The sequence below is a fragment of the Pseudosulfitobacter koreensis genome, assembly GCF_024733015.1.
In the GTDB taxonomy this organism is placed as follows: domain Bacteria; phylum Pseudomonadota; class Alphaproteobacteria; order Rhodobacterales; family Rhodobacteraceae; genus Pseudosulfitobacter; species Pseudosulfitobacter koreensis.
The window spans coordinates 237,087-264,070 of the sequence record NZ_JANKJG010000001.1 but is presented as its reverse complement, the minus strand read 5'-3'; the positions used below and the strand labels follow the sequence as shown (position 1 = coordinate 264,070).

At 62.7% G+C, this 26,984-nt stretch carries 25 protein-coding genes and 1 tRNA gene; 5 read left to right on the top strand and 21 right to left on the bottom strand.

Annotation, left to right across the window (positions count from 1 at the left end):
- Positions 1 to 11: 11 nt before the first annotated feature.
- From NTA49_RS01425 to NTA49_RS01400, 6 genes are all read right to left on the bottom strand, one after another.
- The gene (locus tag NTA49_RS01425; RefSeq protein ID WP_258292862.1) at positions 12 to 2,300 is read right to left on the bottom strand and encodes an ATP-binding protein; all 2,289 of its coding nucleotides are present in this window, start codon (positions 2,298 to 2,300) and stop codon (positions 12 to 14) included.
- Entirely contained in the window at positions 2,297 to 2,947 is a 651-nt protein-coding gene (locus NTA49_RS01420; protein ID WP_258292861.1) for a biliverdin-producing heme oxygenase, read from the bottom strand. The genes NTA49_RS01425 and NTA49_RS01420 overlap by 4 nt, the downstream gene beginning before the upstream one ends.
- A 253-nt stretch (positions 2,948 to 3,200) precedes the next feature.
- Positions 3,201 to 3,938: a peptidase gene (locus tag NTA49_RS01415; protein WP_261368058.1), complete on the bottom strand. Its 738-nt coding sequence runs from the start codon at positions 3,936 to 3,938 to the stop codon at positions 3,201 to 3,203.
- A gap of 34 nt (positions 3,939 to 3,972) precedes the next feature.
- On the bottom strand, positions 3,973 to 4,770 hold the full coding sequence (locus NTA49_RS01410) for a transglutaminase family protein (protein WP_258292859.1): 798 nt from the start codon (positions 4,768 to 4,770) through the stop codon (positions 3,973 to 3,975).
- A 20-nt stretch (positions 4,771 to 4,790) separates the two neighbouring features.
- Positions 4,791 to 5,732: an alpha-E domain-containing protein gene (locus NTA49_RS01405; RefSeq protein WP_258292858.1), complete on the bottom strand. Its 942-nt coding sequence runs from the start codon at positions 5,730 to 5,732 to the stop codon at positions 4,791 to 4,793.
- A gap of 1 nt (position 5,733) precedes the next feature.
- On the bottom strand, positions 5,734 to 7,152 hold the full coding sequence (locus NTA49_RS01400; RefSeq protein ID WP_258292857.1) for a circularly permuted type 2 ATP-grasp protein: 1,419 nt from the start codon (positions 7,150 to 7,152) through the stop codon (positions 5,734 to 5,736).
- 278 nt (positions 7,153 to 7,430) lie between these two features.
- On the opposite strand from NTA49_RS01400, the gene NTA49_RS01395 reads away from it, so the two are divergent.
- On the top strand, positions 7,431 to 8,645 hold the full coding sequence (locus NTA49_RS01395; RefSeq protein WP_258292856.1) for an NAD(P)/FAD-dependent oxidoreductase: 1,215 nt from the start codon (positions 7,431 to 7,433) through the stop codon (positions 8,643 to 8,645).
- An 11-nt stretch (positions 8,646 to 8,656) separates the two neighbouring features.
- The gene (locus NTA49_RS01390; RefSeq protein ID WP_258292855.1) at positions 8,657 to 9,493 is read left to right on the top strand and encodes an NAD-dependent epimerase/dehydratase family protein; all 837 of its coding nucleotides are present in this window, start codon (positions 8,657 to 8,659) and stop codon (positions 9,491 to 9,493) included.
- Between the two features lie 60 nt (positions 9,494 to 9,553).
- On the opposite strand, the gene pcaG is transcribed toward NTA49_RS01390, so the two are convergent.
- From pcaG to pobA, 4 genes are read right to left on the bottom strand one after another with little or no spacing between them, the layout of a single operon-like run.
- Entirely contained in the window at positions 9,554 to 10,159 is a 606-nt protein-coding gene (gene pcaG / locus NTA49_RS01385; protein WP_258292854.1) for a protocatechuate 3,4-dioxygenase subunit alpha, read from the bottom strand.
- Positions 10,159 to 10,890, bottom strand: coding sequence for a protocatechuate 3,4-dioxygenase subunit beta (pcaH, locus tag NTA49_RS01380; RefSeq protein ID WP_258292853.1), 732 nt, complete (start codon positions 10,888 to 10,890; stop codon positions 10,159 to 10,161). The genes pcaG and pcaH overlap by 1 nt, the downstream gene beginning before the upstream one ends.
- A complete protein-coding gene (gene pcaC, locus NTA49_RS01375; protein WP_258292852.1) occupies positions 10,887 to 11,267 on the bottom strand; it encodes a 4-carboxymuconolactone decarboxylase in 381 nt (126 codons plus the stop codon). Before pcaC ends, pcaH begins: the two co-directional genes overlap by 4 nt.
- Positions 11,268 to 11,279: 12 nt before the next feature.
- The gene (gene pobA / locus NTA49_RS01370; protein WP_258292851.1) at positions 11,280 to 12,449 is read right to left on the bottom strand and encodes a 4-hydroxybenzoate 3-monooxygenase; all 1,170 of its coding nucleotides are present in this window, start codon (positions 12,447 to 12,449) and stop codon (positions 11,280 to 11,282) included.
- Between the two features lie 104 nt (positions 12,450 to 12,553).
- Here pobA and pcaQ point away from each other — a divergent pair, with 104 nt between their 5' ends.
- Positions 12,554 to 13,471, top strand: a complete 918-nt coding sequence (gene pcaQ, locus NTA49_RS01365; protein WP_258292850.1) for a pca operon transcription factor PcaQ — start codon at positions 12,554 to 12,556, stop codon at positions 13,469 to 13,471.
- Here the strand turns inward: pcaQ and NTA49_RS01360 are convergent.
- From NTA49_RS01360 to NTA49_RS17260, 6 genes are all read right to left on the bottom strand, one after another.
- Complete coding sequence (locus tag NTA49_RS01360) at positions 13,468 to 15,153, bottom strand: amidase (protein WP_258292849.1); 1,686 nt, start codon at positions 15,151 to 15,153, stop codon at positions 13,468 to 13,470. The two genes, pcaQ and NTA49_RS01360, sit on opposite strands and share 4 nt — an antisense overlap.
- Positions 15,150 to 16,181, bottom strand: coding sequence for an agmatine deiminase family protein (locus NTA49_RS01355; RefSeq protein ID WP_258292848.1), 1,032 nt, complete (start codon positions 16,179 to 16,181; stop codon positions 15,150 to 15,152). The genes NTA49_RS01360 and NTA49_RS01355 overlap by 4 nt, the downstream gene beginning before the upstream one ends.
- A 134-nt stretch (positions 16,182 to 16,315) precedes the next feature.
- Positions 16,316 to 16,392 (bottom strand) — tRNA-Pro (locus NTA49_RS01350).
- 67 nt (positions 16,393 to 16,459) lie between these two features.
- Positions 16,460 to 17,356 (bottom strand): DMT family transporter, encoded by an 897-nt coding sequence (locus tag NTA49_RS01345; RefSeq protein WP_258292847.1) that lies wholly within the window; start codon positions 17,354 to 17,356, stop codon positions 16,460 to 16,462.
- 106 nt (positions 17,357 to 17,462) lie between these two features.
- Entirely contained in the window at positions 17,463 to 18,569 is a 1,107-nt protein-coding gene (gene leuB / locus NTA49_RS01340; RefSeq protein WP_258292846.1) for a 3-isopropylmalate dehydrogenase, read from the bottom strand.
- Positions 18,570 to 18,632: 63 nt separating this feature from the next.
- Positions 18,633 to 19,304, bottom strand: a complete 672-nt coding sequence (locus NTA49_RS17260; RefSeq protein WP_332844271.1) for an endonuclease/exonuclease/phosphatase family protein — start codon at positions 19,302 to 19,304, stop codon at positions 18,633 to 18,635.
- A 118-nt stretch (positions 19,305 to 19,422) separates the two neighbouring features.
- Here NTA49_RS17260 and NTA49_RS17255 point away from each other — a divergent pair, with 118 nt between their 5' ends.
- Complete coding sequence (locus tag NTA49_RS17255) at positions 19,423 to 19,713, top strand: hypothetical protein (protein ID WP_258292845.1); 291 nt, start codon at positions 19,423 to 19,425, stop codon at positions 19,711 to 19,713.
- Here the strand turns inward: NTA49_RS17255 and NTA49_RS01325 are convergent.
- From NTA49_RS01325 to leuC, 4 genes are all read right to left on the bottom strand, one after another.
- Positions 19,701 to 20,516 carry a hypothetical protein gene (locus NTA49_RS01325; protein ID WP_258292844.1) on the bottom strand — a complete coding sequence of 272 codons (816 nt, stop codon included), beginning with the start codon at positions 20,514 to 20,516 and terminating at the stop codon, positions 19,701 to 19,703. The two genes, NTA49_RS17255 and NTA49_RS01325, sit on opposite strands and share 13 nt — an antisense overlap.
- A gap of 339 nt (positions 20,517 to 20,855) precedes the next feature.
- Entirely contained in the window at positions 20,856 to 21,461 is a 606-nt protein-coding gene (gene leuD / locus NTA49_RS01320) for a 3-isopropylmalate dehydratase small subunit (RefSeq protein WP_258292843.1), read from the bottom strand.
- Positions 21,462 to 21,472: 11 nt separating this feature from the next.
- Complete coding sequence (locus tag NTA49_RS01315) at positions 21,473 to 22,357, bottom strand: hypothetical protein (protein WP_258292842.1); 885 nt, start codon at positions 22,355 to 22,357, stop codon at positions 21,473 to 21,475.
- Between the two features lie 36 nt (positions 22,358 to 22,393).
- Complete coding sequence (leuC, locus tag NTA49_RS01310; RefSeq protein ID WP_258292841.1) at positions 22,394 to 23,809, bottom strand: 3-isopropylmalate dehydratase large subunit; 1,416 nt, start codon at positions 23,807 to 23,809, stop codon at positions 22,394 to 22,396.
- A gap of 378 nt (positions 23,810 to 24,187) precedes the next feature.
- On the opposite strand from leuC, the gene NTA49_RS01305 reads away from it, so the two are divergent.
- Positions 24,188 to 25,561 (top strand): mechanosensitive ion channel family protein, encoded by a 1,374-nt coding sequence (locus NTA49_RS01305; RefSeq protein ID WP_261368089.1) that lies wholly within the window; start codon positions 24,188 to 24,190, stop codon positions 25,559 to 25,561.
- Here the strand turns inward: NTA49_RS01305 and NTA49_RS01300 are convergent.
- Entirely contained in the window at positions 25,558 to 26,775 is a 1,218-nt protein-coding gene (locus NTA49_RS01300; RefSeq protein WP_258292839.1) for a tetratricopeptide repeat protein, read from the bottom strand. The genes NTA49_RS01305 and NTA49_RS01300 overlap by 4 nt on opposite strands.
- Positions 26,776 to 26,984 lie beyond the last annotated feature (209 nt).

Here is a 26,984-nt window from a genome sequence, read left to right as displayed (position 1 = left end):
TCTCCTCAAACCTATTCATCATGTTCCTCCCTTGCCGGTAGCGTGAACCCGATGGTCGCGCCGACCTCTGATGGCTGCACCCAGATGCTGCCGCCATGAGCCTGGACTATAGAGCGACACAGCGACAGGCCGATGCCCATCCCCTTTGTTGTCGATGCGTGGAAAGGTTCAAAGATGTAATTTTGCATTTCGGTCGGAATACCGGGGCCTGTGTCCTGTATCAGCACCTGAACGTCCCCGTTGTCGCGGGTCACGGAAATGGTCAACGCCTGCGTTTGCGATGTGCGCATCGCACTGATGCTGTTGCGCACAAGATTCAGGATCACCTGCCCGATCTGCACCGGATCGGCCAGCACCTGCGGCAGCTCATCCTGGGCTGCGATGTCGATTTTCAATCGTGGCAACTGGCTGGCCACGGTGGCAAGGTCCACACCTTGCCGGATGGCGGGCATGACGTCGATATAGTCGGCGTTCAGGTCGCCACGGGTGATGAAATCCCTGATCCGGCGCACCAGTTCCCCGGCCCGCGTGGTTTCGGCGATGGCGTCGTCCATCAATTCGCCTGCGCGTTCGGGCATTTCGACCTTGGCGTTGATGAATTCCTGCCGACAGGCGCTGACGTAGTTCGAGACCGCCGACAATGGCTGGTTCAGTTCATGCGCGATGGCCGAAGCCAGCTCTCCCAGCGAACTGGCCCGTGCCGCATCCAGCAACGCGTGCCGCAGCCGGATCTCCTCGGCCTCCGAGGTTTTTTGCGCGTCGCGGGCCAGACGCTCGCGTTCCAGACTGTTCAGCGCGAACAAGGCACGGCGCAGAATGCGCAGCGCGTCGCGGTCGGTGGCGTCAAATGGTTTGCTGCTGTCGCGCCGCTCTTCACGCCACAGGGCAAACGATCCCCGAGGGGACAGCCGCGCGGTCCCGTCCTCGCCGACGGTTTCGACCTTTTCCGGCTTGCCCGCCCAACGGATCGTCTGGTCGAAACTGGTGCGCAACAGCACAAGGTGGTCCGCGCCATCCTCGGACAGTTCAAGATAGGCGGCACCGGCGGCCACACTCATCTGTCCGGCATCCATGTCCACGATGGCGGACAGGGTCTCGGTGGCAGCCACACCATCGACCGACCGTGCGCGCAGCGGCTCGAAATCTATCGCGGTGTAGGGCACCGTCCCGCTTTGGATCACATCCTTGCCCAGAACCAGGATCATGCCCTGTGCATCGCTAAGCTCCATCAGACCGCGCGCCTGATCCTGGATCAGCGCGCCAAGCGGTCGCCCCGTCCGGGCCTGTTGTTCGATTTGGAATGCGGTCTTTTCCGCCTTGATGCTTTTCTGAAGCTGGTTCGTGTTCTCGATGCTTTGCAACAGCGCCGACGTGGTGCTGCCCAGAAGCTCGGCAAAGCGCAGCCTGCTGGACGACACCAGCCGTGGCCCATAATGATGGCACGCCACAAGCCCCCAAAGCCTGTCATTGGTGATCAACGAGATCGACATGCTGGCACCCACGCCCATGTTGTTCAGATATTCGACATGCACAGGCGCGACGGCACGCAGTTTGGAAAACGTAAGGTCCAGCGGGCGGATCGCCTCGGCGTTCGCAACCTCGCCCGAGCGGTCGACGATGGGGATGCGTACGCTGTTGATGTCCGGGATCGTGCGCATGACGTTCAACAGGAAATGCCGCCGCGCAGGTTCGGGGATGTCCGAGGCCGGGTAATGCAGCCCCAGAAAGCTGTCGGGGCGGTCGGTGCTTTCGGCGATGACCTCGCCGTGTTTGTCCTCGGCAAAGCGATAGATCATCACGCGGTCGAATCCGGTTGCCTCGCGGATCATTTTGGCGCTGATATTCGCCAGTTCGCCCAGCACATCCGGCTTGAACAATTCGGTGATCACCCCACGCCGCAGCATCTCGTCTTCCCAGACGGCTGCGGGCTTGGGCTCTGACGTGACGAACTCAAGAATGATGTGGTCGTCGCTACGATGGGGCAGGCATTCGGCGTCGATGCGCGTGCCGTCCGGTGCGTCAAAACTGAAGAACCACGGTTGCAGCAGCTCGGGCGTGGTGGTGACGCGGTCGATCCGGGGCAGGGCCGCGGCGTTATCACCACCGATCACGAAGTCCAGCGTCTGCCCCAGGATCGTCTCGGGCGCATGTCCCAGATAGGATGCGGTGTTAAGGCTTGCGTATTCGATTATGCCGGTCTCGTTGTTCAGGGCGATCAGCGCGCCGTGCGGCTGCACAGCGCCGATCAGGTGGATCGGTTCGCGGTCGCAGGTCGTCAGATCAACCTGATCGGTCGTCACGTAGCTGCCCTTTGCAGGGTCGGCCGAGGTTGCTCCAGCGGGGCCAGCCAGTCGGCCAGCACATCGAACGTATCACGCGCGCCTGCAACCAGATCGTCCAGCGCTGTCCCTTGGGCGTAGCGCAATTCTAGATAGTCATTCGCCAGCGTCCACCGCTGCGCTTTCTGCGCCCGGCCCCAGGCCCAGAACCGCCGCCCCGCGCAATTGTCTGCGTCCAGCAGCCTTTGCGCCGCGCGGTCGACCCCTGTTGCCCCCAAAGTCGCCCCTTCGATCACGTACAGCACCCCCCCAAGCGTTTCCGGCGTCACGATCTGCGCCGCCCGCGTACACTGCGGGCCCCCGCGTAGATCTAGCGCGGTTGCCTTGAGGTCAATCAGGTCCTGCGCCAGAAGGTCAGATCGCCGCACATAGGGATAGCGGTCGCGCCCGTCAGGCATGGTCGCAATCGTCTGTTCGATGGCCCGGTCAAGCGGCGCATAGAAACCGTGAAACCGCTGTATCAGCCGGGTATAGGCATCAAGCTCGATGTTGCCCTCGAACAGCGCCACGAAGGTCGCGTGCAGGTGCAGCTTGGCATGGGCCGCATCCGTCTGCCTGCGCACCACGTCGCGGGCCGTCTCTGCGTGTCGCGGATGAAGGTCTGTCACAGGCTCAACTCCAGTCGGTTAGCGTGAAACTTTTCATCAGCACGCAACGCGTTGCAAGGGTCTGGCGCGTGTCGTGGTGGTGCGGCGGGTCACTGTGAAACGGCGATTGTTTATCCGACGGGCATAGCGGACATGGCCGACGCATATGCCAAATCGCGCCGCAAACAGGATCACGTCTTGAAGAGTGTCCAGCATGCAGCGCCCTTCGCGCAAAAGCAATGCAGCTGCACCGGTCTGGCTTTGGCCAGCCGGTTCAGGCCTTCAGTTTATAGCTGGGCAGGTGTTGAAACGCATCTTTCAGCGCGTCGCCCCACCCGTTCGAGATGGCCTGATAGACGGTGTCCGTGGCGTCGATACGGGTCAGGCGCATGGGGTTCAGGCTGTCGCGGTCATAGATCATCAGATCGAAGGGCAGCCCGACGCTGAGGTTCGATTTCACGGTCGAATCGAACGACACCAGCAGCAGCTTCACCGCGTCTTCAAAGCTTAGCTCGCGGTCATAGGTCCGCACCAGGATGGGCTTGCCGTATTTGGTCTCGCCGATCTGGAAAAAGGGTGTGTCGTCGGTGATCTCGATAAAGTTGCCTTCGGGATAGATCAGGAAGATCGTGGGCTTGCCGGTTCCGATCTGACCGCCAAGGATCACAGATGCGCGGAACTGATCCGCAGCCCCTTGACCGTTGGGCGAGGAATTCACGATGACTTCGTGCAGGGTCTCTCCGACAAGGCGCGCCACCTGAAACATCGTCGACTGGCGCAGGATCGAAGGATCGCGTTCCTCGGTGGTCTTGGACCGCTCCTCAAGCAGGCTGATCATCGCCTGAGTCGTGGCGAGGTTGCCCGCGGTCATGATGACGATCGACCGCTCGCCCGGCACTTCAAAGCTGAACATCTTGCGGGTCACGGCAAAGTTGTCGACACCCGCGCTGGTGCGCGTGTCGGCCATGAAGACCAGACCTTTATCAAGGCGCATTCCGACGCAGTACGTCATGGCAGGCAATCCAAAGCAGTTTCGATGCCTGTGATTACTGCTGGACCTGCAAAGACACAATCATCGATTCGCCGGCAGAGCCCATTCGCATCCCTTCTATGGGAGATGCTTCTTTTGCGTCACGGCCCACGGCGATGCGGATATAGCGTTCGTCGGGTGAAATGCCGTTCGAGACGTCGAAGCCGACCCAGCCCAGCGTGTCCAGATGCACCTCGGCCCAGGCATGGCTTGCGTCCTGGTCGATCTGGTCGTCCATCATCAGATACCCCGAGACATAGCGCGCGGGCAGCCCCGCCAGACGGGCAGCGGCGATGAAGATCTGGGCGTGGTCCTGGCACACGCCCTTGCCACCGGACAGCGCCTCTTCGGCGGTCGTGTCGGCGGCAGTATGGCCCGCCTCGTAAGGAACTGCCTCGATAATCGCCTGCGACAGCGCGTGCAGGCCGGACAGCAGGTCGTCGTGTTTGTCCAGCGTCTGGGCAAAGGCCTGGATCTTGGGGCCCGCATGCGTGGTCAGCGTGGGCATGCGCAGCAGATAGAGCGGCACGCGGCCATAGACCTTGCCCAGAACGCCATGTGTGTTCTCGGTGTTGATGGTGCCGCGCGCCGTGATCTCGACGGAATCCCCCTCGGGCGTGATCGAAACCAGATCGGTCTGGTTGCCGTGGTGATCGGCATAGGAACATTCGATCTTGCCGCCGGTCACGGTCAGATCCCAGTCGGAAACGCTCTGCATCGGCGACGCCACCGGCCGCAGCCGAATTTTTTGAAGTCCGTAGATGACAGGTGCATCATAGGCGTATCGGGTCGTGTGCGTGACGTGCAGTTGCAACTGAAAGATCCTGCCTGTGATTAATGGATGAAACGATAGTCTTTCTCGATCTGCGCGCCCAGGGCCGCCACGTCCGAGATGATCGTGCCCAGAACGTCGTGCAGACCTTCCTCGATGATCGAATGGATATCGCGCCCCTTCAGGCGGGCCGCCATACGTTCCGCCATGTCCAGCGAGGGGCGGCGGTCGTTGTATTCCTCGGACAGGTAATCCAGATTTTCGACGATCTGGCCGGCGCAAAAGGCCAGCGAGCGCGGCATGCGCCGGTCAAGAACAAGGAAGTTGGCGATGTTGGTCGCGGTGTAATCATCCTCGACCGCCCAGCGATAGGACCGGTGCGCCGAAACCGAACGCAACAGCGTTTCCCACTGTACGTTGTCCATGCGGCTGCCCACCAGCGAGGGCGAGGGCAGCAAAGTGTAATACTTCACGTCGATGATCCGCGCGGTGCTGTCCATGCGTTCGATGAACGTGCCCAGCCGACAGAAATCATAGATGTCGTTGCGCAACATGGTGCCGTGCAGCGCCCCGCGCACCAGCGCCGATTGCTGGCGGATGATCGACAGCACCTCGGGCAGATCGGTGTCCGCGATCGGGTTTTTCAACAGCTCGGTGATCAGCATCCACGTCTCGTTGACCGCAGACCACACTTCGGTGGTCAGCGCCGTGCGCACCAGCCGCGCATTGTCGCGCGCCTGTTTTACGACGGACAGAACCGACGACGGGTTGTCGGTGTCGCGCAGCAGATAGTCGATGACGTTGGTGCTGTTGAACTCCGAGTGTTTGGCGGTGAACCCCTGTTGGGCCGCCGATGTGATGATCACCGATTTCCATTCGGTTTCGGTGTTGGTCGAGCGTGTCAGCGCGATGCGAAACCCGGCCTCGATCAAACGGGCGTTGTTTTCCGCCCGTTCCAGACCCCGGAACATCCAATACAGACCGCCTGCGGTTTTTCCCAGCATATCAGTCTTCCAATACCCATGTGTCCTTGGTGCCGCCGCCCTGGCTTGAGTTCACCACGAGCGACCCTTCCTTCAGCGCCACGCGCGTCAGCCCGCCCGGCGTGATGTTCACGCCCTGGGGCGACATCAGCGCAAAGGGGCGCAGGTCGACGTGGCGCGGGGCAAGGCCCGCATCGGTAAAGATCGGCACGGTAGACAGCGACAGCGTCGGCTGCGCGATGTAGTTCGAGGGGCGCGCCTTCAGCTTGGCGCGGAAATCCTCGATCTCTTGTTTGCTGGCGGCGGGGCCGACCAGCATGCCATAGCCGCCCGATCCGTGCACTTCCTTCACCACCAGATCGGCCAGGTTATCCAGCACGTACTGCAGCGAGTCGGAGCAACGGAAGGTCTGGACGTTCTTCAGGATCGCGCGCTCGCCGGTATAAAACTCGACGATCTCGGGCATGTAGCAATAGATCGCCTTGTCATCGGCGACACCCGTTCCCGGTGCGTTGGCAATGGTGACATTGCCCGCGCGGTACACATCCATGATGCCCGGAACGCCCAGCAACGAGTCCGGATTAAAGGTCAGCGGGTCAAGGTATTCGTCGTCGATCCGGCGATAGATCACGTCGATCACCTTGTGACCTTCGGTGGTACGCATCGCGATCTTGCCGTCAACGATTCGCAGGTCGTGCCCTTCGACCAGTTCGACACCCATCTGGTCGGCCAGGAACGAATGTTCGTAATAGGCCGAGTTGTGGATGCCCGGCGTCAGCACCGCCACGGTGGGGCGACCTTCGCAGCTGGCTGGGGCAGAGGCGGCAAGCGACCGGCGCAGGTTCTTGGGATAATCGCTGACCGGCTGAACCTTGATCTTGCTGAACAGCTCGGGGAACATCTGCAACATCGTCTCGCGGTTCTCCAGCATATAGCTGACACCGGACGGCGTGCGTGCATTGTCTTCCAGAACGTAGAATTCGCCCTCGCCGGTGCAGACGATATCCGTGCCGATGATATGCGTGTAGACGTCGCCTGGGGGCGAAAAGCCGATCATCTGCGGCAGGAACGCATCGTTGTTCTGGATCAGTTCGACCGGAATGATGCCCGCGCGCAGAATGTCCTGGCGGTTGTAAATGTCGTGCAGGAAGGCGTTGATCGCACGCACGCGCTGGTCGATGCCGCGGCTGAGCTTCGCCCACTCCGCTGCGGTAAGAATGCGCGGCACCAGATCGAAGGGGATCAGACGTTCTTCGGCGTCGGACTGGCCGTAGACGTTGAACGTGATGCCGGTGCGGCGAAAGAAGGCCTCGGCCTCCTGGGCTTTGCGGGACAATCGCGTGGTGTCTTGCTTCGAGAACCAGGCGTCATAATCCACATAGGGCGTGCGGACGCTGTCCTGCCCCATCATTTCGCTGAAGTGTTGGCTTTGTGATGTCATGTCTCAAGAGTACATCTTTGCAATCAATGCGCAACAGGGCCTTTGTTCGGACCGTTTATGACCCGCTAAACCGCTCAAATTTCAGGCAAACCCTGTACTTTCGGCGGGCACAGGTCGGCGCCAGTGTCACGCCGCGGCCCTGCCGGATTTGTCCTTGCCAGAAGGGTGCCATCGGCATGAAGCGTATTTTTCTGTCCTTGGCCTTTCACAGCCCCTTGGCAAGGAACCGCCAAGCGTGATGTGGTCCGCCTCAGCCACGATGGCTCAGGAACGCACCGATGACAGCACCCCGATTCACCCCGCCGAAACACGCCTCCTATGACGTCATTCTGATCGGTGGCGCGATGTACGGGTCGTCCGTCGCATGGTGGCTGACCCATCTGGGGTTCGATGGCCGCATCCTGGTGGTCGAGCGTGACTCAAGCTATTCCATGTGCTCGACCGCGCACACCAACAGCTGCATCCGCCAGCAGTTCAGCAACGAGATCAACGTGCGGATTTCGCAGTTTGGCGCCGATTTCGTCCAGAACATGCGCCGCCACATGGGTGATGACCCGGAGGTGCCGAACCTGCCGATCCAGTCTTTCGGCTATATGTACTTGGCCGAGACGCAAGCCCAGGCCGACAATCTGGCGCAGGCCCAGCAAGTGCAGGCAGACTGTGGCGCGGGCACACGGCACATGACGGCGGCCGAGATCAAGGCGGATTATCCGTTCTACAACGTCGACGACATCATCGCGGGCAACCACAACCTGATCGACGAAGGCTATTTCGACGGCGGCACCGTGTTCGACTGGTTCCGCAAGAAGGCCCGCGCAAACGGGGTGGAATATGTGGCGAACGAAGTCGTGGGCCTGACCCTGAACCCAGAGAGCACGCAAGTGACAGGCGTGACGATGGCCACCGGTCAAACCGTGGCTTGCGGCACCGTGGTCAACGCCGCAGGGCCACGCGCCGCAACGGTGGCGGCGATGGCAGGTATTCCCCTGCCGGTCGAGCCGCGCAAGCGGTTCACCTTCATCTTTGCCGCCGCCGAACGGCTGGACCGCGACCTGCCGCTGACCATCGACCCCAGCGGGGTGCACATGCGCAGCGACGGGCTCTATTACATGGCAGGCTGCCCGCCCGACGACGACATGGCCGTCGATGCGGACGACTTTGCCCCCGATCATGGCATCTGGGAAAACAAGGTCTGGCCGGTGCTCGCGCACCGCGTACCGCAGTTCGAGCGGATCAAGCTGGTGAATGAATGGGTGGGGCATTATGCCTATAACACGCTGGATCAGAACGCCATTCTGGGACCGCACCCGGAGGTTTCGAATTTCATCTTCGTCAACGGGTTCTCGGGCCACGGGCTGCAACAGGCCCCTGCCATCGGGCGAGGCACTGCCGAGATGATCATGCATCGGGGTTACCGGTCGCTTGACCTGACCTCGTTCCACTTTGACCGGATCGCACAGGGCGCAGGCTTTGTCGAAAAGGCCATTATCTAAAGGACTGAAATATGCTGGAAAAAATCGTACTCACAGGCGCCGCAGGGGCGCTGGGCCATGCCTTGCGCGAACAGATGTCGAAGATGGCCAAGGAGCTGGTGTCGACCGATATCGCCGAGGCCCAGGGCGATCTGTTGCCGAATGAGACATGGGTTACCGCCGATCTGGGCGAATTCGATCCGATCCTGCAAATGATGGAGGGCGCCAGCATGGTCGTCCACTTCGGGGCCATCGCCAACGAATCCGATTTCGACTCCATCCTGCATTCGAACTTTCGCGGCACCTACAACATCTGGGAGGCCGCGCGTCGCCAGGGCGTGCAGCGGGTGATCTATGCCTCGTCGATCCACGCCGTCGGGATGTACCCCAAGAACGAATACATCGGCGTCGATACGCCCCATCGCCCCGACACATTCTATGGGCTGGCGAAATGCTTTGGCGAAAACCTGGGCCGCATGATGTGGGAGAAAAACGGGATCGAGGCCGTCTGCCTGCGCATCCTGTCCGCCGCGCCCGTCCGCAGCACGCGCGCGCTGGGCACATGGCTGTCGATGCCCGATCTGGTGCGTCTGGTCACCCGCGCGATCGACACGCCAACCACGGAATTCACCATCATCTACGGTGTGTCCAACAACGACCGCTGCCCGGTGGACAACTCGGGTGCTGCGTTCCTGGGGTACAAGCCGCAGGACAATGCGGAACAGTTCGCGGAAGATATCTTTGCCGAGGCGGAGCCTGCCGATCCGTCCGACCCGGCGCAGACGCGTCATGCCGGCCCCTTTGCCACGATCCCCTTCGGTCAGGGCGTGGACCTCAGCAAGATGGGCGGCAGCCAGTCTCAGGATTGATGCAGCAGGGGCGGCGCTGTCACCAGCGCCGCCCCTTTTGGGCTCAGCCATAGAAAAAACTTAGATGTCGAAAAAGATCGTCTCGCCCGGTCCCTGCAGGTGGATGTCGAACAGGTAGGTGCCATCGCCCTGCGGCTGGCCCATCAACGTCGGCACGCGCACTTGATGTTCGATGCGCTTCAGCACCGGATCGGCGTCGTTCGCAGCCTCTTCATCCGCAAAATACATGCGCGTGTGCAGGCCAAGGTTGATGCCGCGCGCAACGATCCACAAGGTGACGTGGGGTGCCATCGGCGTGCCATCGCGGTTTTTCACCGCGCCCGGCTTGATCGTGTCGAACCGGAAGGTTCCGCTGTCCATATCCGTCGGGCAACGTCCCCAGCCATAGACATCCGCATCGGCCCCATCCTGACCGGGATAGATGCCGCTTGCATCCGCATGCCAGATCTCCAGCAGCGCATCGCGCAGCGGCGTGCCGGTGCCGTCCAATACCCGGCCCGTGATCGTAATCCGCTCGCCTTTGGGCGCATCACCCAGCATCGTCGTGCCCAGATCGCTTTCATACACGCCGGTGATGCCGCTGAAATTCGGGGTCAGACCGATGTGAACATAGGGGCCAGCCGTCTGCGACGGGCTTTCCTTCAATGTGTCCAGCTTCTGTACCATCAAAGCCCCTCCAACCGGTTTTCAAACATGGTCTGGCGCACACCGCGCAGGACGATGTCGAACTTGTAGGCGCGCGCGTCCATCGGCACGGTGCGGCGCATGTCGAGCGCGGCAACCAGCGTCTCGATCGCTTCGCGCGACGGGATCGTGCCGACGATAGGGCACTGCCAGATCATCGGATCGCCCTCGAAATACATCTGGGTGATCAGCCGCTGGCCAAAGGACCGCCCGAAGATCGAAAAGTGGATATGCGCAGGCCGCCAGTCGTTCGGACCGTTTGGCCAAGGGTACGGGCCGGGCTGGATCGTGCGGAACTCGTAGTTGCCCTGTTCGTCGGTGATCACCCGCCCGCAGCCGCCAAAGTTGGGGTCGAGCGGGGCCAGATAGCTTTCCTTCTTGTGGCGATAGCGGCCACCGGCATTCGCCTGCCAGACCTCGACCAGCGCATTCGGCACGCCGCGCCCGGTCTCGTCCAACACCCGCCCGTAGACGATGATGCGCGGCCCGATGGCCGATTGCCCGTCGCTGGCAAAGTTGTGGATCAGGTCGGCGTCCTGCGGACCCAGAATGTCACGGGTGAACACGGGGCCCGTATCTTCGCTCAGCGTCGAGGGCATGGCAATCGGTGCCGCAGCGGGCGAGCGTTTGACGCTGGTTTTATAAAGCGGCGTCAGCGCAGGCGGGTGCCAGCCCCGGTCGCGATGAAACAGGCCAGAGGGTTTCTCGGTCATTGCGCATCCTCCATCTCGGCATATGTCGCCTTGGCCAAGGCTATCGCGTGGTTGGCTTTCGGAACACCCGCGTAGATCGCCACGTGCTGAAACGCCTCGATCACATCCTGCTTGGTGGCGCCGGTGCGCGCCGTGGCACGGATGTGCATCGGGATTTCGCTGAAATTGCCCGTCGCCGCCAGCAACGCCAGCGTCAGCATCGACCTTTCGCGGCGGCTGATCGCGTCGCTGGCCCAGACGGTGCCCCAGGCCGCATCGGTGATAAGCTCTTGGAACGCCTCGTCAAAACCGGTCTTGTTCGCCTCGGCGCGGTCCACATGGGCATCGCCCAGCACTTCGCGGCGGACCTTCATGCCGGTGTCTGTCTTGTCGTTCATTGTGAACTCTCCTCAGTAGGGCAGGCCGACATAGTTCTGGGCCATCGCGGCCTGTGCCGCCGGGCTTTGACGCAGGAAGGCCAGTTCGGCCAGCTGCATCTTCTTGTCGAAATCCGACTGGCCGGGATAGTTGTGCATCAGGTTCGAGAACCACCAGCTGAACCGCTCGGCCTTCCAGACACGGCCAAGCGCGCGTTCCGAATAGCGGTCAATGCCGTCGCTGTCGCCGTCCAGATAGAACTGTTTCAGGCCATTATAGAGATAATGCACGTCCGATGCGGCGGTGTTCAATCCCTTGGCCCCCGTCGGCGGCACGATATGCGCGGCGTCCCCGCACAGGAACAGACGGCCCCAGCGCATCGGTTCGGTCACGAAGGACCGCAGCGGCGCGATGGATTTCTCGATGCTGGGTCCGGTCACGATCTTGTCCGCGGCGCTCTGCGGGATGCGGCGCTTCAGTTCTTCCCAGAACGCATCGTCGGACCATGCCTCGACACTGTCCGTCACGGGGCACTGGATGTAATAGCGGCTGAGGTGATCGTTGCGCATGCTGCACAGGGCAAAGCCGCGCTCCGAGTTTGAATAGATCAGCTCGTCATCGACGGGCGGCGTTTCCGACAGGATGCCCAGCCAGCCGAAGGGGTAAACCTTTTCGTATTCGCGCCGCTGCGCCTCGGGGATGGTCTTGCGGCTGACACCGTGGAAACCGTCGCACCCGGCGATGAAATCGCAGTCGATGCGGGTTTGCTGCCCGTCCTTGAGGTAGGTCACATAGGGCGCATCGCTCTTGGCGTCGTGAATCACCACGTCTTCGACCTCGTAGATGGTCTGCAAACCGGCCTTGTCGCGCGCCTCATACAGGTCGCGGGTCACTTCGGTCTGCCCATAGACCATGACCGAAGTGCCCGTGTGCTCTGCAAAGTCGATGCGGAACATGTCGCCGTCATAACCGACCATCGTGCCGTCGTGGATGTAGCCTTCGGCGTGCATCCTGTCCGATACACCCGCCTGTTCCATCAGCCCGATCAACCCGCGCTCAAGCACGCCCGCGCGAATGCGCGACAGCACATAGCCTTGGGTTTTACGCTCAAGAACAACGGCTTCGATACCTTGGGTGTGCAGAAGCTGGCCCAAGAGCAGGCCAGACGGGCCGCCGCCTATAATCACGATTTGAGTGCGCATGAACGATCCTTTTTCTGGCGCTCATTTTAATGCTGATAATATGCAAGTAAATTGATATGTACGCCGATAAACATACCGGAACTGGTAACCATGATCCGACAGCCATGATCGACGCCCGCATCAAATTCCGTCACATCCAGTGCTTTGTCGAAATCGTGCGTCAGGGCAGTCTCAAACGCGCGTCCGAACGGCTGAACCTGACGCAACCCGCCGTGTCGCGCACGCTGAAAGAGCTTGAGGAGACGCTGGGTGCCACGCTCTTGGAACGCGACAGGGGCGGTGTCACCCTGACGCCTCGCGGCGAGGTTTTCCGACACTTTGCCCAGACATCACTGGCTGCGCTGCAACAAGGGTTGGACGGCGTCGATCAGATGACACGCGGCGGGCGTTCGGTCGCGGCGGTGGGGGCGTTGCCGTCTGTCGCGGCCAGCCTGATGCCGCAGGTTGCCGCACATCTGGCCAGTGCTGCGCCGAACATGCAGTTGCACATCGTCGAGGGGGCGCATGGCGATCTGGTGGCGCGGCTGCGGTCGGGGGCGCTGGACATGGTGATCGGACGGCTGGGTGCGGTGGACACGATGCAAGGGCTGTCGTTCACCCAGCTTTACACCGAAGTTGTGGACATGGTCGTGCGCCCCGGCCACCCGCTGCTGCGCGCGCCGCGCCTGGAGGCGATTGGCGATTGGCCGGTGATCTATCCGCCGCGCGACAGTGCGATATATGCCCTGGTCGAGACCTTCCTGCTGGCCAATGGCATCGGCGATCTGCCGAACCGGCTGGAAACCGTGTCCGGTGCCTTTGCCCATGTCTATACGCCGGCGTCCGATGCGATCTGGATCATCTCGCACGGGGTGGTCGCCCCGGCGTTGGAGGCGGGGCGGTTGGTGCGGCTGCCCTTCGACACGTCGCCCACGCGCGGACCGATCGGCGTGATGACGCGCGCAGGCCAACAGCCCAGTGCCGCAGCCGACACCGTGCTGCTGGCGACGCGCAGGGTGTTGGAGATTCGTGAAGCGCTCTAGTCAGCGGTGCGCGGTGGCACCGTGCGATATGGCCCCGTCGCCTCAAACGCGCAGGCAAGCGCCAGCAGGGCGCTGTCGTCGTAGGCGCGTCCGGCGAAGGTCAGCCCAACGGGCATCCCGATATCGTCCATCGTGCCCATCGGCACAGATACGGTCGGAATCCCCAGGTGCCGGATCGCGAGATTGCCGTTGGCCACCCAAACCCCGTTGCGCCAAGCCAGATCGGCGGATGCGGGGTTGGTGTCCGCATCCGCTGGGCCCACGTCGGCCACGGTCGGGAAGATCACGGCGTCCAGGCCCAGACCGTCCATCCAGTTCTCCAGATCGACGCGGCGGGTGTCTTCCAGGCCCTGCAACCCTTCGGGCAGGGTCGGAATCTGGGTGAAATCAGCAACCGGATGGTCGCGGGCGTAGGCCGGATACTGCGCGATATCGTCGTCAAAGCCAGTGTAGCGGTCGGGCAGGGCGCCCTGCGGCGCGGGGAAAATCCGGGTGCCATCGACATCGGCAAGCCGGTTCAGCGCCGGATCATCGTTCGCGCGCAGAAAATCGTCCCAGCCCCAGACCGACAGATCGACAATCTCGCGTTTCAGGTAGTCGGCAGAGACCAGCCCACGCGTCCCGATCTTGGGGCAGCCGGGGCGGTCGCCCTCGTAATTCGAGATCACCGGGAAATCGACCACCACCACCTCGGCCCCCGCCTGTTCCAGTGCAGCTCGCGCCTGTTCCCATAGCGCCATGACCGACGCGCGCGTCTCAATGCGCTGGCCGGTTGGCCCGCCGATGCCCGCGTCCGGCGCCGAGCCTGCATCGGGGTCGGCGTTGACATACATCGCTGGCACGCCAAACCGCTTGCCGCGCAAGGAACCACCCGCCAGCGTCAGATAAGAGGCAGGCCGCACATCAGAGGCGACAGGCAGCGCAACCCACGGTTGCGCGCGCCAAAAATCGCCGCGGGTGTCTGGGTCATCCGCGACGATCACATCCAACACCTCCAGCAGATCGGCCATGCTGCGCGTTTGCGGCACCACCACGTCCATCGTCGGCACCAGCGGCCAGTTGCCCCGGACCGAAATCACGCCTCGGCTGGGCGTGTAGGCGCAAAGCGCGTTGTTCGACGCAGGCGCGCGCCCGCTCGACCATGTCTCTTCTCCCAAGCCAAAGGCTGCGAAACTGGCGGCGGTTGCAGTGCCCGATCCGTTGGACGACCCCGAGGCAAAGGCTGCCGTCAGGTAATCCCCATTATAAGGCGATTCCGCGCGGCCATAGACTCCGCGCTGCATGCCGCCATTGGCCATCGGCGGCATGTTGGTCAGCCCGATCAGCACCGCGCCACCCTTGCGCAACTGCGCGATGGCAAAGGCGTCGTCGCCCGCAACCAAGTTCTCGAACGCGGGCGATCCGGCGGCGACGGTCATCCCCTTGACCTTGTAGCTGTCCTTGGCCGTGTAGGGGATACCGTCGAGCGGGCCGCGCACCTGACCCGCCGCACGCCGCGCGTCCGACACCTGCGCCTCGGCCAGCGCATCGGGGTTCAGCACGGGCACCGCGTTCAGACAGGGGCCTGCGCTGTCGAAACGGGCGATGCGGTCCAGATAGGTCTCCACCAGGGCGACGCTGGTCGTCGCACCGCGTTCCAGTGCGGCGCGCAGGTCGGCAATCGAGGCTTCGACGATGTTCATGACGCGCGCGGCTTGGGCTGTTGCTGGGTGATGCAATGCACGCCGCCGCCACGGGCAAAAAGCTCGGTGGCATCGACGCCGATGACCTGACGCCCCGGATAGGCGGCGGCAAGTATCTCTTGCGCTTGCGTATCGGCGCGTGGTTCGTTGAAGGCGCAGGCAATCACCGCGTCGTTGATCACCAGATGGTTCACATAGCTCCAGTCGACGGGGCCGTGCGCATCGGTCAGCGTCTCGGGCGCGGGCAGGTCGATGATCTCGAAACTGCGGCCCTTGGCATCCGTCTCGGCAGCCAGCTGCGCGCGAATGCCCTGCATCACCGCATGGTCGGGGTGCGACGGATCGCGCTGGTCGTGCAGCAGGATCACACCCGGCGACGGCATACAGGCCACGATGTCCACATGCCCGCGCGTGCCGAAGGTGTCATAGTCCCGCTCAAGTCCGCGCGGCAGCCAGATCGCCTTGGTCGCACCCAGCGTGCGGGCTATTTCCTCGGCCACACGCCCGCGGTCCAGATTGGGATTGCGGTCAGGGTCCAGCTGGACAGTTTCAGTCAGCAGAACCGTGCCTTCGCCGTCCACATGGATGCCACCGCCTTCGTTCACCAGCAGGGACGGCACCACCGGCACGCCTGTCAGATCGGCGATGAACCGCGCCAGATCGCGGTCGTTGCCGCTGGCCGTCCAGTCGCCGCCCCCCCAGCCGTTGAACACCCAGTCGACCGCTGCCAGCGCCCCGTCGGGACCATGCACAAAGGTCGGCCCCGGATCGCGCATCCAGAAGTCGTCGATGGTGCGTTCGTGCAGGGTGATCTCGGACGACAGCATACGCTTGGCGCGCGCCATCTCGGTCGGATCCACGATCATCGATACAGGCTGGAAACCGGCGATGGTGCTGGCCACATGCGCCCAGGCGGCATAGCCTGCATCACGCTCGGCGCTGGTCTCGCCCAGGGTCTGACCTTCGCGGGGGAAGGCCATCCAGATACGGTCTTGCGGGGCGGTTTCTGCGGGCATGTGCCAAGTCATCGGGTCGTCTCCTGAAGCGCCGTTCTGCTGCCTTCAAGGTTAGACAAATTCCCGCAGCCTGTGTAAAGCCCCCCGGCCTGTCCGAAGTGGCAGACCGCGAAGGCGCGGCATCAAGATGTGGATTTCATGAAAACTGGTCGGGCTGAGAGGATTCGAACCTCCGACCCCCTGCTCCCGAAGCAGGTGCGCTACCAGGCTGCGCTACAGCCCGACCGTGAGGTCGCGAGGTAGCGGTTTTGCCCCCGATTGGCAAGGCTGATTTGCACGCCGCCCCCTTGTCAGGGGCGGCGAGAGGCCATCGGCGGCGTCACCGGCGCGCCCGGTTTTAGCCCCGCTTCACGGAAAACGATATACAGCCCCGACCCGATGATCAGCACGGCACCCAGCAGCGTTTGCCCCTTGGGATATTCGGCAAAGAACAGGATGCCAAAGATCGTGCCCCAGATCAGTTGCGAATATTGCATGGGCGCGATCAGCGCCGCCTCGCCGCGTTTGAAGGCTTCGATCAGGCAGAGCATGGCCAGGAACGAGAACAGCGCGACAATGGCCAGCCCGCCAAAGGCCGCGCCGCTGACCGGCTGGAACGTGAACGGCATGACCGCGCCCAGCAGCACAATGATGCCCAGCATCGGATAGAGGATCATCAGCGGCAGACGTTCCGACCCGCCGATGCGCCGCGACGAGATATGGACCATCGCGTTGCCCACAGCCGAGGCCAGCGCGGTCAGATGCCCCAGGTTCAGCGTGTTGGTGTCGGGCCGCAGCACGACCAGCACGCCCACCAGTCCCACGATCACCGCCGTGGTGCGCCGCCAGTGCAGGACCTCGCCCAGCAGCGGCACGGCAAGCAGCGTCACCAGCAGCGGTGCGGCAAAGAGGATCGTATAGGCTTCGGCCAGCGGCAGCACCAGAAACGCATAGAACGCCCCGACCGTCGCAACGACCACTCCCACCACACGGATCGCCATCCACAGCGGATTGGCAGGCCGCAGGGTGCCCGGCGTCTTGTCGTGGATCAGCATGAAGATGACGTAAGGCAGGCCCAGCAGATAGGCGAAGAATGCAATCTGGATGGCGGGCAGTGTCGCCCCCAGCCCCTTGATGATCGCGTCATGTGCGGAATAGATCAGCGCGCCCGTCAGGGCGATCAGGATACCTTGGATGTTGCGCGACATGGTGCGACCTCTTGAAACCTCGCCCCCCGGCATGGCGGGAATTCGGGCGGGCCACAAGGGCGGGTTGCGTGCCTGCACCCGGATGCAGGCACGCCTGGTCGGCTGATTACAGCGAGGCGTCGAGTGCCGCGAGGATCGCGTCGCCCATGCCGGTGGTCGACACCGGGGTCACGCCCTCTTCGCCCAGCAGATCGGCGGTGCGAACACCGTCGGCCAGCACTTTTTCAACGGCGGCCTCAAGACGCGCAGCTTCGTCGCCCTGATCGAAGCTATATCGCAGCGCCATCGCAAAGCTGAGGATACAGGCGATCGGATTCGCCTTGCCCTGACCTGCGATATCGGGAGCGGACCCGTGGACCGGCTCGTAAAGTGCCTTGGGGCGGCCATCGGCGTTCGGCGCGCCCAAGCTGGCCGAGGGCAACATGCCAAGGCTGCCGGTCAGCATCGCCGCGCAGTCGGACAGGATGTCGCCAAACAGGTTGTCGGTTACGATCACATCGAACTGCTTGGGCGCGCGCACCAGTTGCATCGCGCCGTTGTCAGCATACATGTGGGTCAACTCGACATCGGGATAATCCGTGTCGTGCACCTTCTGGACGACTTCGCGCCACAGGATGCCGCTTTCCATCACGTTGGCCTTCTCCATCGAGCAGACCTTGTTGCCGCGACGGCGCGCCAACTCGAAGGCCGAGCGCGCAACGCGGTCGATCTCGGATTCGGTATAGCGCTGGGTATTGATCCCGACCCGCTCGTTGCCCTCCTCGAAGATGCCGCGCGGCTCGCCGAAATAGACGCCGGAGGTCAGTTCGCGCACGATCATGATATCCAGACCCGCGACGATGTCCTTCTTCAGCGACGAGAAATCCGCCAGCGCGTCAAAGCATTGCGCAGGACGCAGGTTGGAAAACAGGTCCATCTCCTTGCGCAGGCGCAGCAGGCCGCGCTCGGGTTTGACGCTGAAATCCAGCGCGTCGTATTTCGGGCCGCCCACGGCACCCAGCAGCACCGCATCGACCTGCAGCGCCTTGGCCATCGTGTCGTCGTGCAGCGGCGTGCCATGCTTGTCATAAGCGGCACCGCCGACCAGGTCTTCTTCCACGTCGAACGCCAGATCGCGTTTCGCGCCGAACCAGTCGATGACGCGTTTCACTTCGGTCATGACCTCGGGGCCGATGCCGTCCCCGGCAAGGATCAACAGGGAAGGGTTCGACATGGGTTTTCTCCTCGGAAATTGGTTGAAACGGGCGTAGCGCGGGGGCTTGCGAGCGTCAAGTTGTCACCGCGCAGGGTCAGCGCCCACAAGGTCCACCCAGACCAGACGGTGACGGCTGGCAAGGGCCAAGGTCTGCGCGAATGGATCGTCAGGCGATGGCCAGATCACGCCGCTGTCTATTACGGTCCAATCCGCCGAGGGCAGGACGTAGTCAGCGCGCAGGTTGCCGGGATAGGGATCGTCCCAGTCGGCAGTGTCCGTGGCATCCCCAACTGCGGCGGCTCCAGCGCTGGTCGGGGCCACATCATTCAGGCGCGCATCGTTCAGAAGCGCACGCATCACGGGCTGGCGTCCGTCCCCGCTTGCAGGGTCCAGATTGGCATCGCCAAGCAGCACAAAACGCTCCGTCGGGGCTGCACCGAACGCGCCATCCAGATAGACCTGCCAAAACCGGGTCTCATCGGCGTTGCGCAACCCGTTGCGGTCCTCGGGTCCGTCAAAGACCGGCGGTGTCGCGTGATAGGTCAGCAGCGTAATGCGCCCGATATCCGGCACGTCGACCGGCACCACCCAGTGCGCGGTGGTGGATAGCCGCTGCGCCGCCTGCGCCTCGACACTCGGGAACGGCCCCGCGACAGTCTGCGGCAAGGTCGCCCCCGGCAGATCGGTCCACAACAGCCCCGAGAAATCGCGCACCGCGTCCTGCGCCACCGGATAGCGCGAAAGGATCGCCATGCCGCCTTGCCCCCGAGAAGGTGCCAAAGCCTTGCGCATCGCGCGGGTCCCCCAGACGGCCATCGCCGTCCATGTCCAGCCCCGTCGTCATCCCGGTGTTGGGTCGCAGCGCGAACCAGTGGGGATACTCCAGCTCCTCAGCCGCAAGCGCATCGGCAAAAGCGCTCAGCGCAGCCCCCGACAGGTCGTAGTCAAACCCCTGCAACACGACGATATCGGCCTGCGCGCGGACCAGCACTGCCACAACGGCATCGACCTGCGGATCACCACCCCGCGCAATGTCACGCAGCAGCAGGCCGGGGCCCTTGCGCGCCAATTCGGTGTTGTAGGTGGCAATGCGCAGGCTGTCGGCAAACGCAGGATGGGTCAGCAGGCAAAGGGCACAGGCCCAGAGTATCAGGCGACCTGATAGTCGTTTTCCGCCTCGCGCGCATAACTGCGGCGGCGTTTCTCTTCGATCATCTCGGCGACCTTGCCCATCGCAATGCCGCGCATCAGTAGGCTGGCAGGTAGAAACGCCCATAGGGTCATCGTCCAGATCAGGGTTTGCGAGTCTTGCAATGTTATCGGCCCGGTGATGTTTCCTGCAAGTTTCGCGATGGCCGGCAGCACGAAAGGCAGCAAAAAGCCCAGAACGATGTTGATCCGCGCATCGCGTTGCAACCGCGTCAGCGCGTCACCGCCCGCCGTGGGGTCGAAAAGCGGCAGGTTGATCCAGACGTTGAACGCGCCGTTGCGCGACGATGGCCAGCCAAACAGGCGCACCATGACGACAAAGACGGCAGCCGTGACCAGCGACAAAAGATAGCTCAGCCCCGCCGCTGCGCGCACGATGCGCAGGGTGTCTTCGGGCGTCTCGGCGGGCATCGACAGGATGACCAGCCGCACGGGCGAGAACGGAAAGTCGAGCATGTGGCCCACCAGACGCGCAACCGAGGTCATCGCACCTGTCATCAGCGTCGGTTCGGTCCGGCCCGCGCAGATCACCGTGAGCAGAAACACCGTCACGAAGGTGCCACAGAACCGCAGCCGGTTCAGCGGCGGCGCATTGCGGAATTCGACGATGGACGGGAAATTCGAGTTGTATTCGACAAAGACGAGGGCGGCGGCCAGAAGTGCGGTCAACAGGATCACTTGGGTCGAATCCGCAGACACCCACGGCAACACCAGTGCCGGGGTGGCGATCATCAATGCCACCAAGAGACCGCGCATGGCGGCACCTGTCAGTCGTGCAATCACTTCTCGTTCCCTTCAAACTGGCCAGACGCGATACGTTGCCGCGAACTTGTTCCAACTTGATCCTGCCGTTTGTGGCAGCTTGCCTCATTCTTGCCCAATTTGTGCCTTCTTTCGCCAGTTGGCTCAAGTTCCCGTTAAAGGAAACGCAATCCTTGTGGCGATTTGTGGGTCAAGGTGGTGCCATCTTGCATCATAAACATGACACAAACTGGGCATTGTTGACGATATGGCGGCAATGCCCGTCTGAAATGCAAAAGGGCTGCAAGTGTCGCTTGCAGCCCTCTCCACGTCATGCAGCGTGATTGCCGCAGCTTAGACCCAGGGGCGCTCGCTGCCGGTTTTCGCCTCGAACGCGGCGATCGAGTCGGACTTGGCCATGGTCAGGCCGATGTCGTCCAGACCTTCCATCAGGCAGTGTTTCTTGAACTTGTCGACCTCGAAGGTGATCACTTCGCCATCCGACGTTGTGATGGTCTGCGCGTCCAGATCGACGGTCATGCGTGCGTTGGCGCCTTTTTCCGCGTCCTTCATCAGCAGGTCGACCTGCTCTTGCGGCAGGGCGATGGGTAGGATGCCGTTCTTGAAGCAGTTGTTGAAAAAGATGTCGGCAAAGCTGGGCGCGATCACGCAGCGGATGCCAAAGTCCTTGATCGCCCAGGGGGCATGCTCGCGGCTGGACCCGCAGCCAAAGTTGGCCCCGGCAATCAATATCTGCGAATCGCGATAGGCGTCCTTATTCAGCACGAAATCGGGGATCTCGTTGCGGTCGTCGTCATAGCGCATCTCGTCGAACAGGTTCACACCCAGTCCCGAGCGTTTGATCGTCTTCAGGAAGTTCTTGGGGATGATCATGTCGGTGTCGATGTTGATCATCGGCATCGGGGCCGCGATCCCGGTGAGTGTTTCGAACTTGTCCATATCAGCTGTCCTTATGTCTGTCGGAAAGGTTGGCCGCCAAAGTCATGATCGACTTGGGTGGCGAAATTGGCAATGAAAGAGCCTTCGTAGGGGATGCTGCGCCGGTGTGCTGCGCGGATGCGGCTGGCATAAAGGTGGACGCACTGCGTGTCGTCGCGCAGCCATCCCTCGACGCCGCCGTGCGGGTTGAAATAGATATCTGCCATCGACCAATGCACCGGGTTCAACACGTGACGCGGCAGCGCATGGTCGATCTCTGCCGTCTCGTTCAGGGCCCAGGTCAGCGCCTGCGGGCCAAAGACGGTGGGCACCATGCGGGCGGCGGCCAGCAGTTGTTCGCCTTCGGGCAGTTCCATCAACTTCTTGCGGCGCGACCACTTCAGCCAGGGCGGGATGAATTCAGGGTCGTTCAGGTGCTTGATCAGCAGCGCCAGCGCCGCACTGTCCTTGGGCAGGCGCAGCACCGCATTGTTGACCGTCGTGGGGGATTCGTACCCGATCAGGTAGCCGTCCTTGGGCGAAAGCGGGCGGTAGCACAGGCAATCGGTGTCTACCCATGTCAGGTTCGTATCGCGCATCAGGTGTAGGCGGAACAGGTCGGCAAAGACCGTCGGCGTGACTGAATTCAGCAGCAGGTCGGAATAGTCATAGACCTCTGCGGCGGGCCGCAGGGTGACGCCCTCGATCTGCGGGTCCGTCAGCTCATGCGTGTGGAACAGGGTAACGGGATGACCACGATGGGCAAAGCTGCGCAGCGCCAGCTTGTCCAGCCAACGCAGCTCTTTTCCGACCCAAAGCGAGCCGACGGGGATGTCGGCGGCGCTCATGTCCGGGGCGTGTCCTCTTCGCAGCACTGGAGCGGCATCGGTGGCGGTGTCCTTGGGCAAGGGCGGCATGGCCCCCGGTTTGGGGCCATGCCTGCGTTGGGGGAATTACGTCAGAGTGCGCACGTCGGTCAGCCGACCGGTGATCGCCGCTGCCGCCGCCATCGCGGGCGACATCAGGTGGGTGCGTCCGCCCCGGCCCTGCCGGCCCTCGAAGTTGCGGTTCGACGTGGCGGCACAGCGCTCGCCGGGGCTCAGCTGATCGGGGTTCATCGCCAGACACATCGAGCATCCCGCCAGACGCCATTCGAAACCGGCATCCTTGAAGATATCGGCAAGGCCCTCTTCCTCGGCCTGCGCCCGAACCAGACCCGAACCGGGCACGATCATCGCGCGTAGGCCGTCCTTGATCTTTTTGCCTTTCAGGATCGCGGCTGCGGCGCGCAGGTCTTCGATGCGACCGTTGGTGCACGAGCCGATGAACACCGTGTCTATCTCGACCTCGCTCAGCGGCATGCCGGCCGTCAGGCCCATGTAGTCCAGCGAGCGTTGCGCCGCGTTGACCTTGCCGCCGGTGAAATCGCTGGCCGAGGGCACGTTTGCGGTGATCGGCAGCACATCCTCGGGCGAGGTGCCCCAGGTCACAACGGGGGCAATGTCTTCGCCCTTGAGCGTGATCACCTTATCCCAATGGGCGTCATCGTCGGAATAGAGCGTTTTCCACCAGGCCACGGCAGCTTCCCACTGGGCACCTTTCGGCGCGTGGGGGCGGCCCATGCAATATTCGAATGTCTTTTCGTCGGGTGCGATGATGCCCGCGCGCGCGCCGCCTTCGATCGCCATGTTGCAGACGGTCATGCGGCCTTCCATCGACAGATCGCGGATCGCTTCGCCGCAATATTCGATGACATAGCCTGTGCCGCCGGCCGTGCCGGTCACGCCGATCACGCTAAGGGTGATGTCCTTGGCTGTCACGCCGGGGCTGAGCTTGCCGGTGATCTCGACCTTCATGTTCTTGGATTTCTGCTGGATCAGCGTTTGCGTGGCCAGTACATGCTCGACCTCCGACGTGCCGATGCCATGCGCCAGCGCGCCGAACGCGCCATGGGTCGCCGTGTGGCTGTCACCGCACACGACCGTCATGCCGGGCAGGGTCCAGCCCTGTTCGGGGCCGACGATGTGCACGATGCCCTGACGCACATCGGACACAGGGTAATAATGAATGCCGAAATCCTTGGCGTTCTTGTCCAGTGCATCGACCTGAATGCGACTTTCCTCGTTCATGCCGCCGTTGGCGCGGTCCAGCGTCGTGGGCACGTTGTGATCGGGCACGGCGATGGTCTGGCCGGGCTTGCGCACGGTGCGGCCCGTCATGCGCAGACCCTCGAAGGCCTGCGGGCTGGTCACTTCGTGGACCAGATGGCGGTCGATATAAAGCAGGCAGGTGCCGTCGTCGGCCTCGTGGGCGACGTGGGCATCCCAGATCTTGTCATAAAGCGTCTTGGCTGAGGATGTAGGGGACATGAGGGACCTCTCCCGTATTTTGAATGCAGTAATGGATGCGTAAATCGCGTGGGGGCTTCGGGCGCGCGACTTTATAGTCGCGCCAGCACCGTATGGGTCGCCCCGAAGAAGCGTTCGCGCAGACGGGCGCGGTCGTCGATATTGAAAAGACGTGTCATGGCGGCAGAGATACGCCTTTGCCCCTTGCGGTGCAAGCGAGACGAACGAAAAGGCCCATTTGGTTGAAGCGGCACGCTCGCCACGCCCGAACGCCCTGCATGGGTGTGGCTGCCAGTTTCGTTTGGCTTGCACAGGGTTAAGTCTAAGTGCACCATGAGATCAACGCAGGGAGTGCGCATGGAGAACACCACCGAGACCGGGGCAAAGTTCGGTCTGGACATGTTGGCGTCGATTCAGACAGCAGCCGGCACGGTCCAGTCTTTCGCCATCAGTCTGATGCAACCCGGTTGGCGCCTTTACCAGGTCTTGATCATCCTCGGGCTTGCCGCCTTGTGCTACGGCCTGCACAAATTCTCGGGCCGCGCGTTGCAGACATGGGTGCGCGCGCGCGAGGGCTGGAAGGCGTGGCAACTGCGCATGGTCGTGCAGATCAGGCGCAGGCTGGGGCTGGTGTGGTTTTCGGTCTTGGGCTGGTCGGTTTGGCTGTTCATGCAGGAAACAACCTGGCCGTCCCGGTCCTATCTGATCGGGCTGGCCGCCACGCTGGCGACCGCCTGGGCGTTCATCGGCTTCTCTGCACGGCTGGTGCGCAACCGGTTTCTGCGGCGGGTGGTGACCTGGGGCCTGTGGATCTACGCCACGCTCTTTTATCTCAACGTATCCGACGAGGTGGCGCTGTTTCTCGACCGGCTGGCGCTGTCGGTTGGCGATTTCCGGCTGTCGGTGCTGACCTTGATCACCGCTGCCGTGGTGATCGGCGTGCTCATTACCTTGGCGCGTCTGATCAGCAACACCGCGGCGGGGACCATCCGCAGAAACGAGGACATCAGCCCCTCGATGCAAGTGCTTGCGGTCAAGGCGGTGCAGATCTCTCTTTATGGCTTTGCGTTCTTTGCGGGGATCAAGGCGGTGGGCATCGACCTGACCGGCCTTGCGGTGCTGACCGGTGCCATCGGCGTCGGCCTGGGTTTTGGTCTGCAAAAGGTGATCTCGAACCTTGTTTCGGGCGTGATCATCCTGCTCGACAAGTCGATCAAGCCGGGTGACGTCATCAGCCTGGGCGATACCTTCGGTTGGATACAGACGCTCGGCGCGCGCTATGCGTCCGTGGTCACGCGCGACGGCAAGGAATATCTGATCCCCAACGAGGATCTGATCACCGGACAGGTGGTGAACTGGTCGCACTCTAACGACTTCGTGCGGCTGGACATCTATTTTGGCACCTCCTACGCGGACGACCCTCATCAGGTGCGCAAGCTGGCGATCGAAGCTGCCAAGAGCGCCGACCGCGTGCTCAGCCACCGTCCGCCCGTCTGTCACGTGGTGGGCTTCGGCGACAGCAGCGTGGATTACATTCTGCGGTTCTGGATCAAGGACCCTACGGGCGGTCTGACCAACATCCGCGGCAACGTCTATCTGGCGCTCTGGGACATCTTCAAGGCGAACGACATCTCGATCCCCTTCCCCCAACGCGAGGTGCGGATGCTGAGCGACATGCCCAAACAGACGTTCGGCGAGGCGGTGCCAGAAAAGGTCGCGGAAGAAAGCTCCTCTGCGAAAAAGGACACAGGGCCCGATACGTCCTTCGGCTAATCCAGCGCCAGCGCGTCGAGCGCTTGGGCGTTGCCGCGCCTTGCCGCCAGCTTGAGATAGCTTAGGTATCGCCTTGGATCCGGGTCTAGGCCGCTGTCGCCGAGATACAGCTGCGCCAGCGCATAGGCCGCATCGGCGTCGCCCCCGTCCGCCGCGCGCTCCAGGTAGTCCCTTGCCAGAGCTGGATCGCCGTTTTCCAATGTGCCGTCGATCAGCCATGCGCCATAGATGCGCTGCGCCGCGGGATAGCCTGCCTCGGCGGCGTCGCGCAGCAGCGCGCGGCCCCGGTCTTTGTCCGCGTCGCGCTCGACCAGCATGCGCCCCAGCGCATAGGCGCTGACCGTATCCCCCAGGGCTGCACCCTGCTCCAACAGGTCGCGCGCTCGTCCAAGATCGCGAAAGGTATAGTCGCTGGCGGTGTAAAGTGCGGCAAGGCTGTGGAAGGCGATGGGATACTCATCCCCCAGCGCTGCCCGGCCCAGCAATTCCAGCGCACGCGCATCGCCCGCCTTGTCATAGGCGCGGCCCAGCTGGAACCGGGTGCGCGGGCTGACGTCGCCCGCAGCATAGGCGTTCAGACAGGCCTCGGTGGCGGTGTCCGCGTCGATGTCGGACCAGGCCACGCCGGGCGCATCTGATTCGGTGTCATAGGGGTGTCCGGCAGCGGCATCGCAGGCAGCGATCCATTCCGCACGCACCTCTGCGCCATCCGCGCTGATCTGCTGCGCGGCTCGGGCCGCATCGACCGCATCGCGTGACCCCGCCAGCGGAAAGGTGGCGCTTTGGTCGCCCGCCTGAAGGGTCCAGGTCAGGGCCGCCTGAAAGAACTCGACGTCCTCTTCCGAGATGGAGAACGTATAGGACACCATGCCGTCGCTCTTGGGCTGTTCGCGGCGCAACCTGTCGCCCGAAATGGTCAGATTACGCTGGAACCCGTCCGTCATGGTCAGGGTCGACGAGATGCTGTCCTCGAACTCGGTTCCGGGGATAACAGCGCCAATCGCGGTGTTTTTACCGGCGGCGTCCAGCACTATGACGGCAAAACTGTAGTCCTCCAGGATCACCCCCGCCGTGTGCACGCCTTCGTCGTACAGCAGATCACCCGGTTGATGGTAACGCCATTCGTCGAACACCACCTGTTGAGCGGATGCCGTCGCGGCGGCAGCAAGAAACACCGCGCAGGTACAGATGAAACGGATGGCATGGCTCAGCAAAACGGGTCCTCGATCATAGGCCCGCGCACCATAACGATGGCGGGGCGCTGCATGCAAGTTAAGCAGCATTTGGCCCGTCTTGCGGATCGCGTCCGGCACACGTTGAATTCTGCCGGTTTGCTTGCTAGTTTAAGGGAGTATCCCAGCGCCGGGGATCTGGCGGCGCGTATCTAGGAGGGCAATGTCCTGTCAATCCATACCACGTCGGC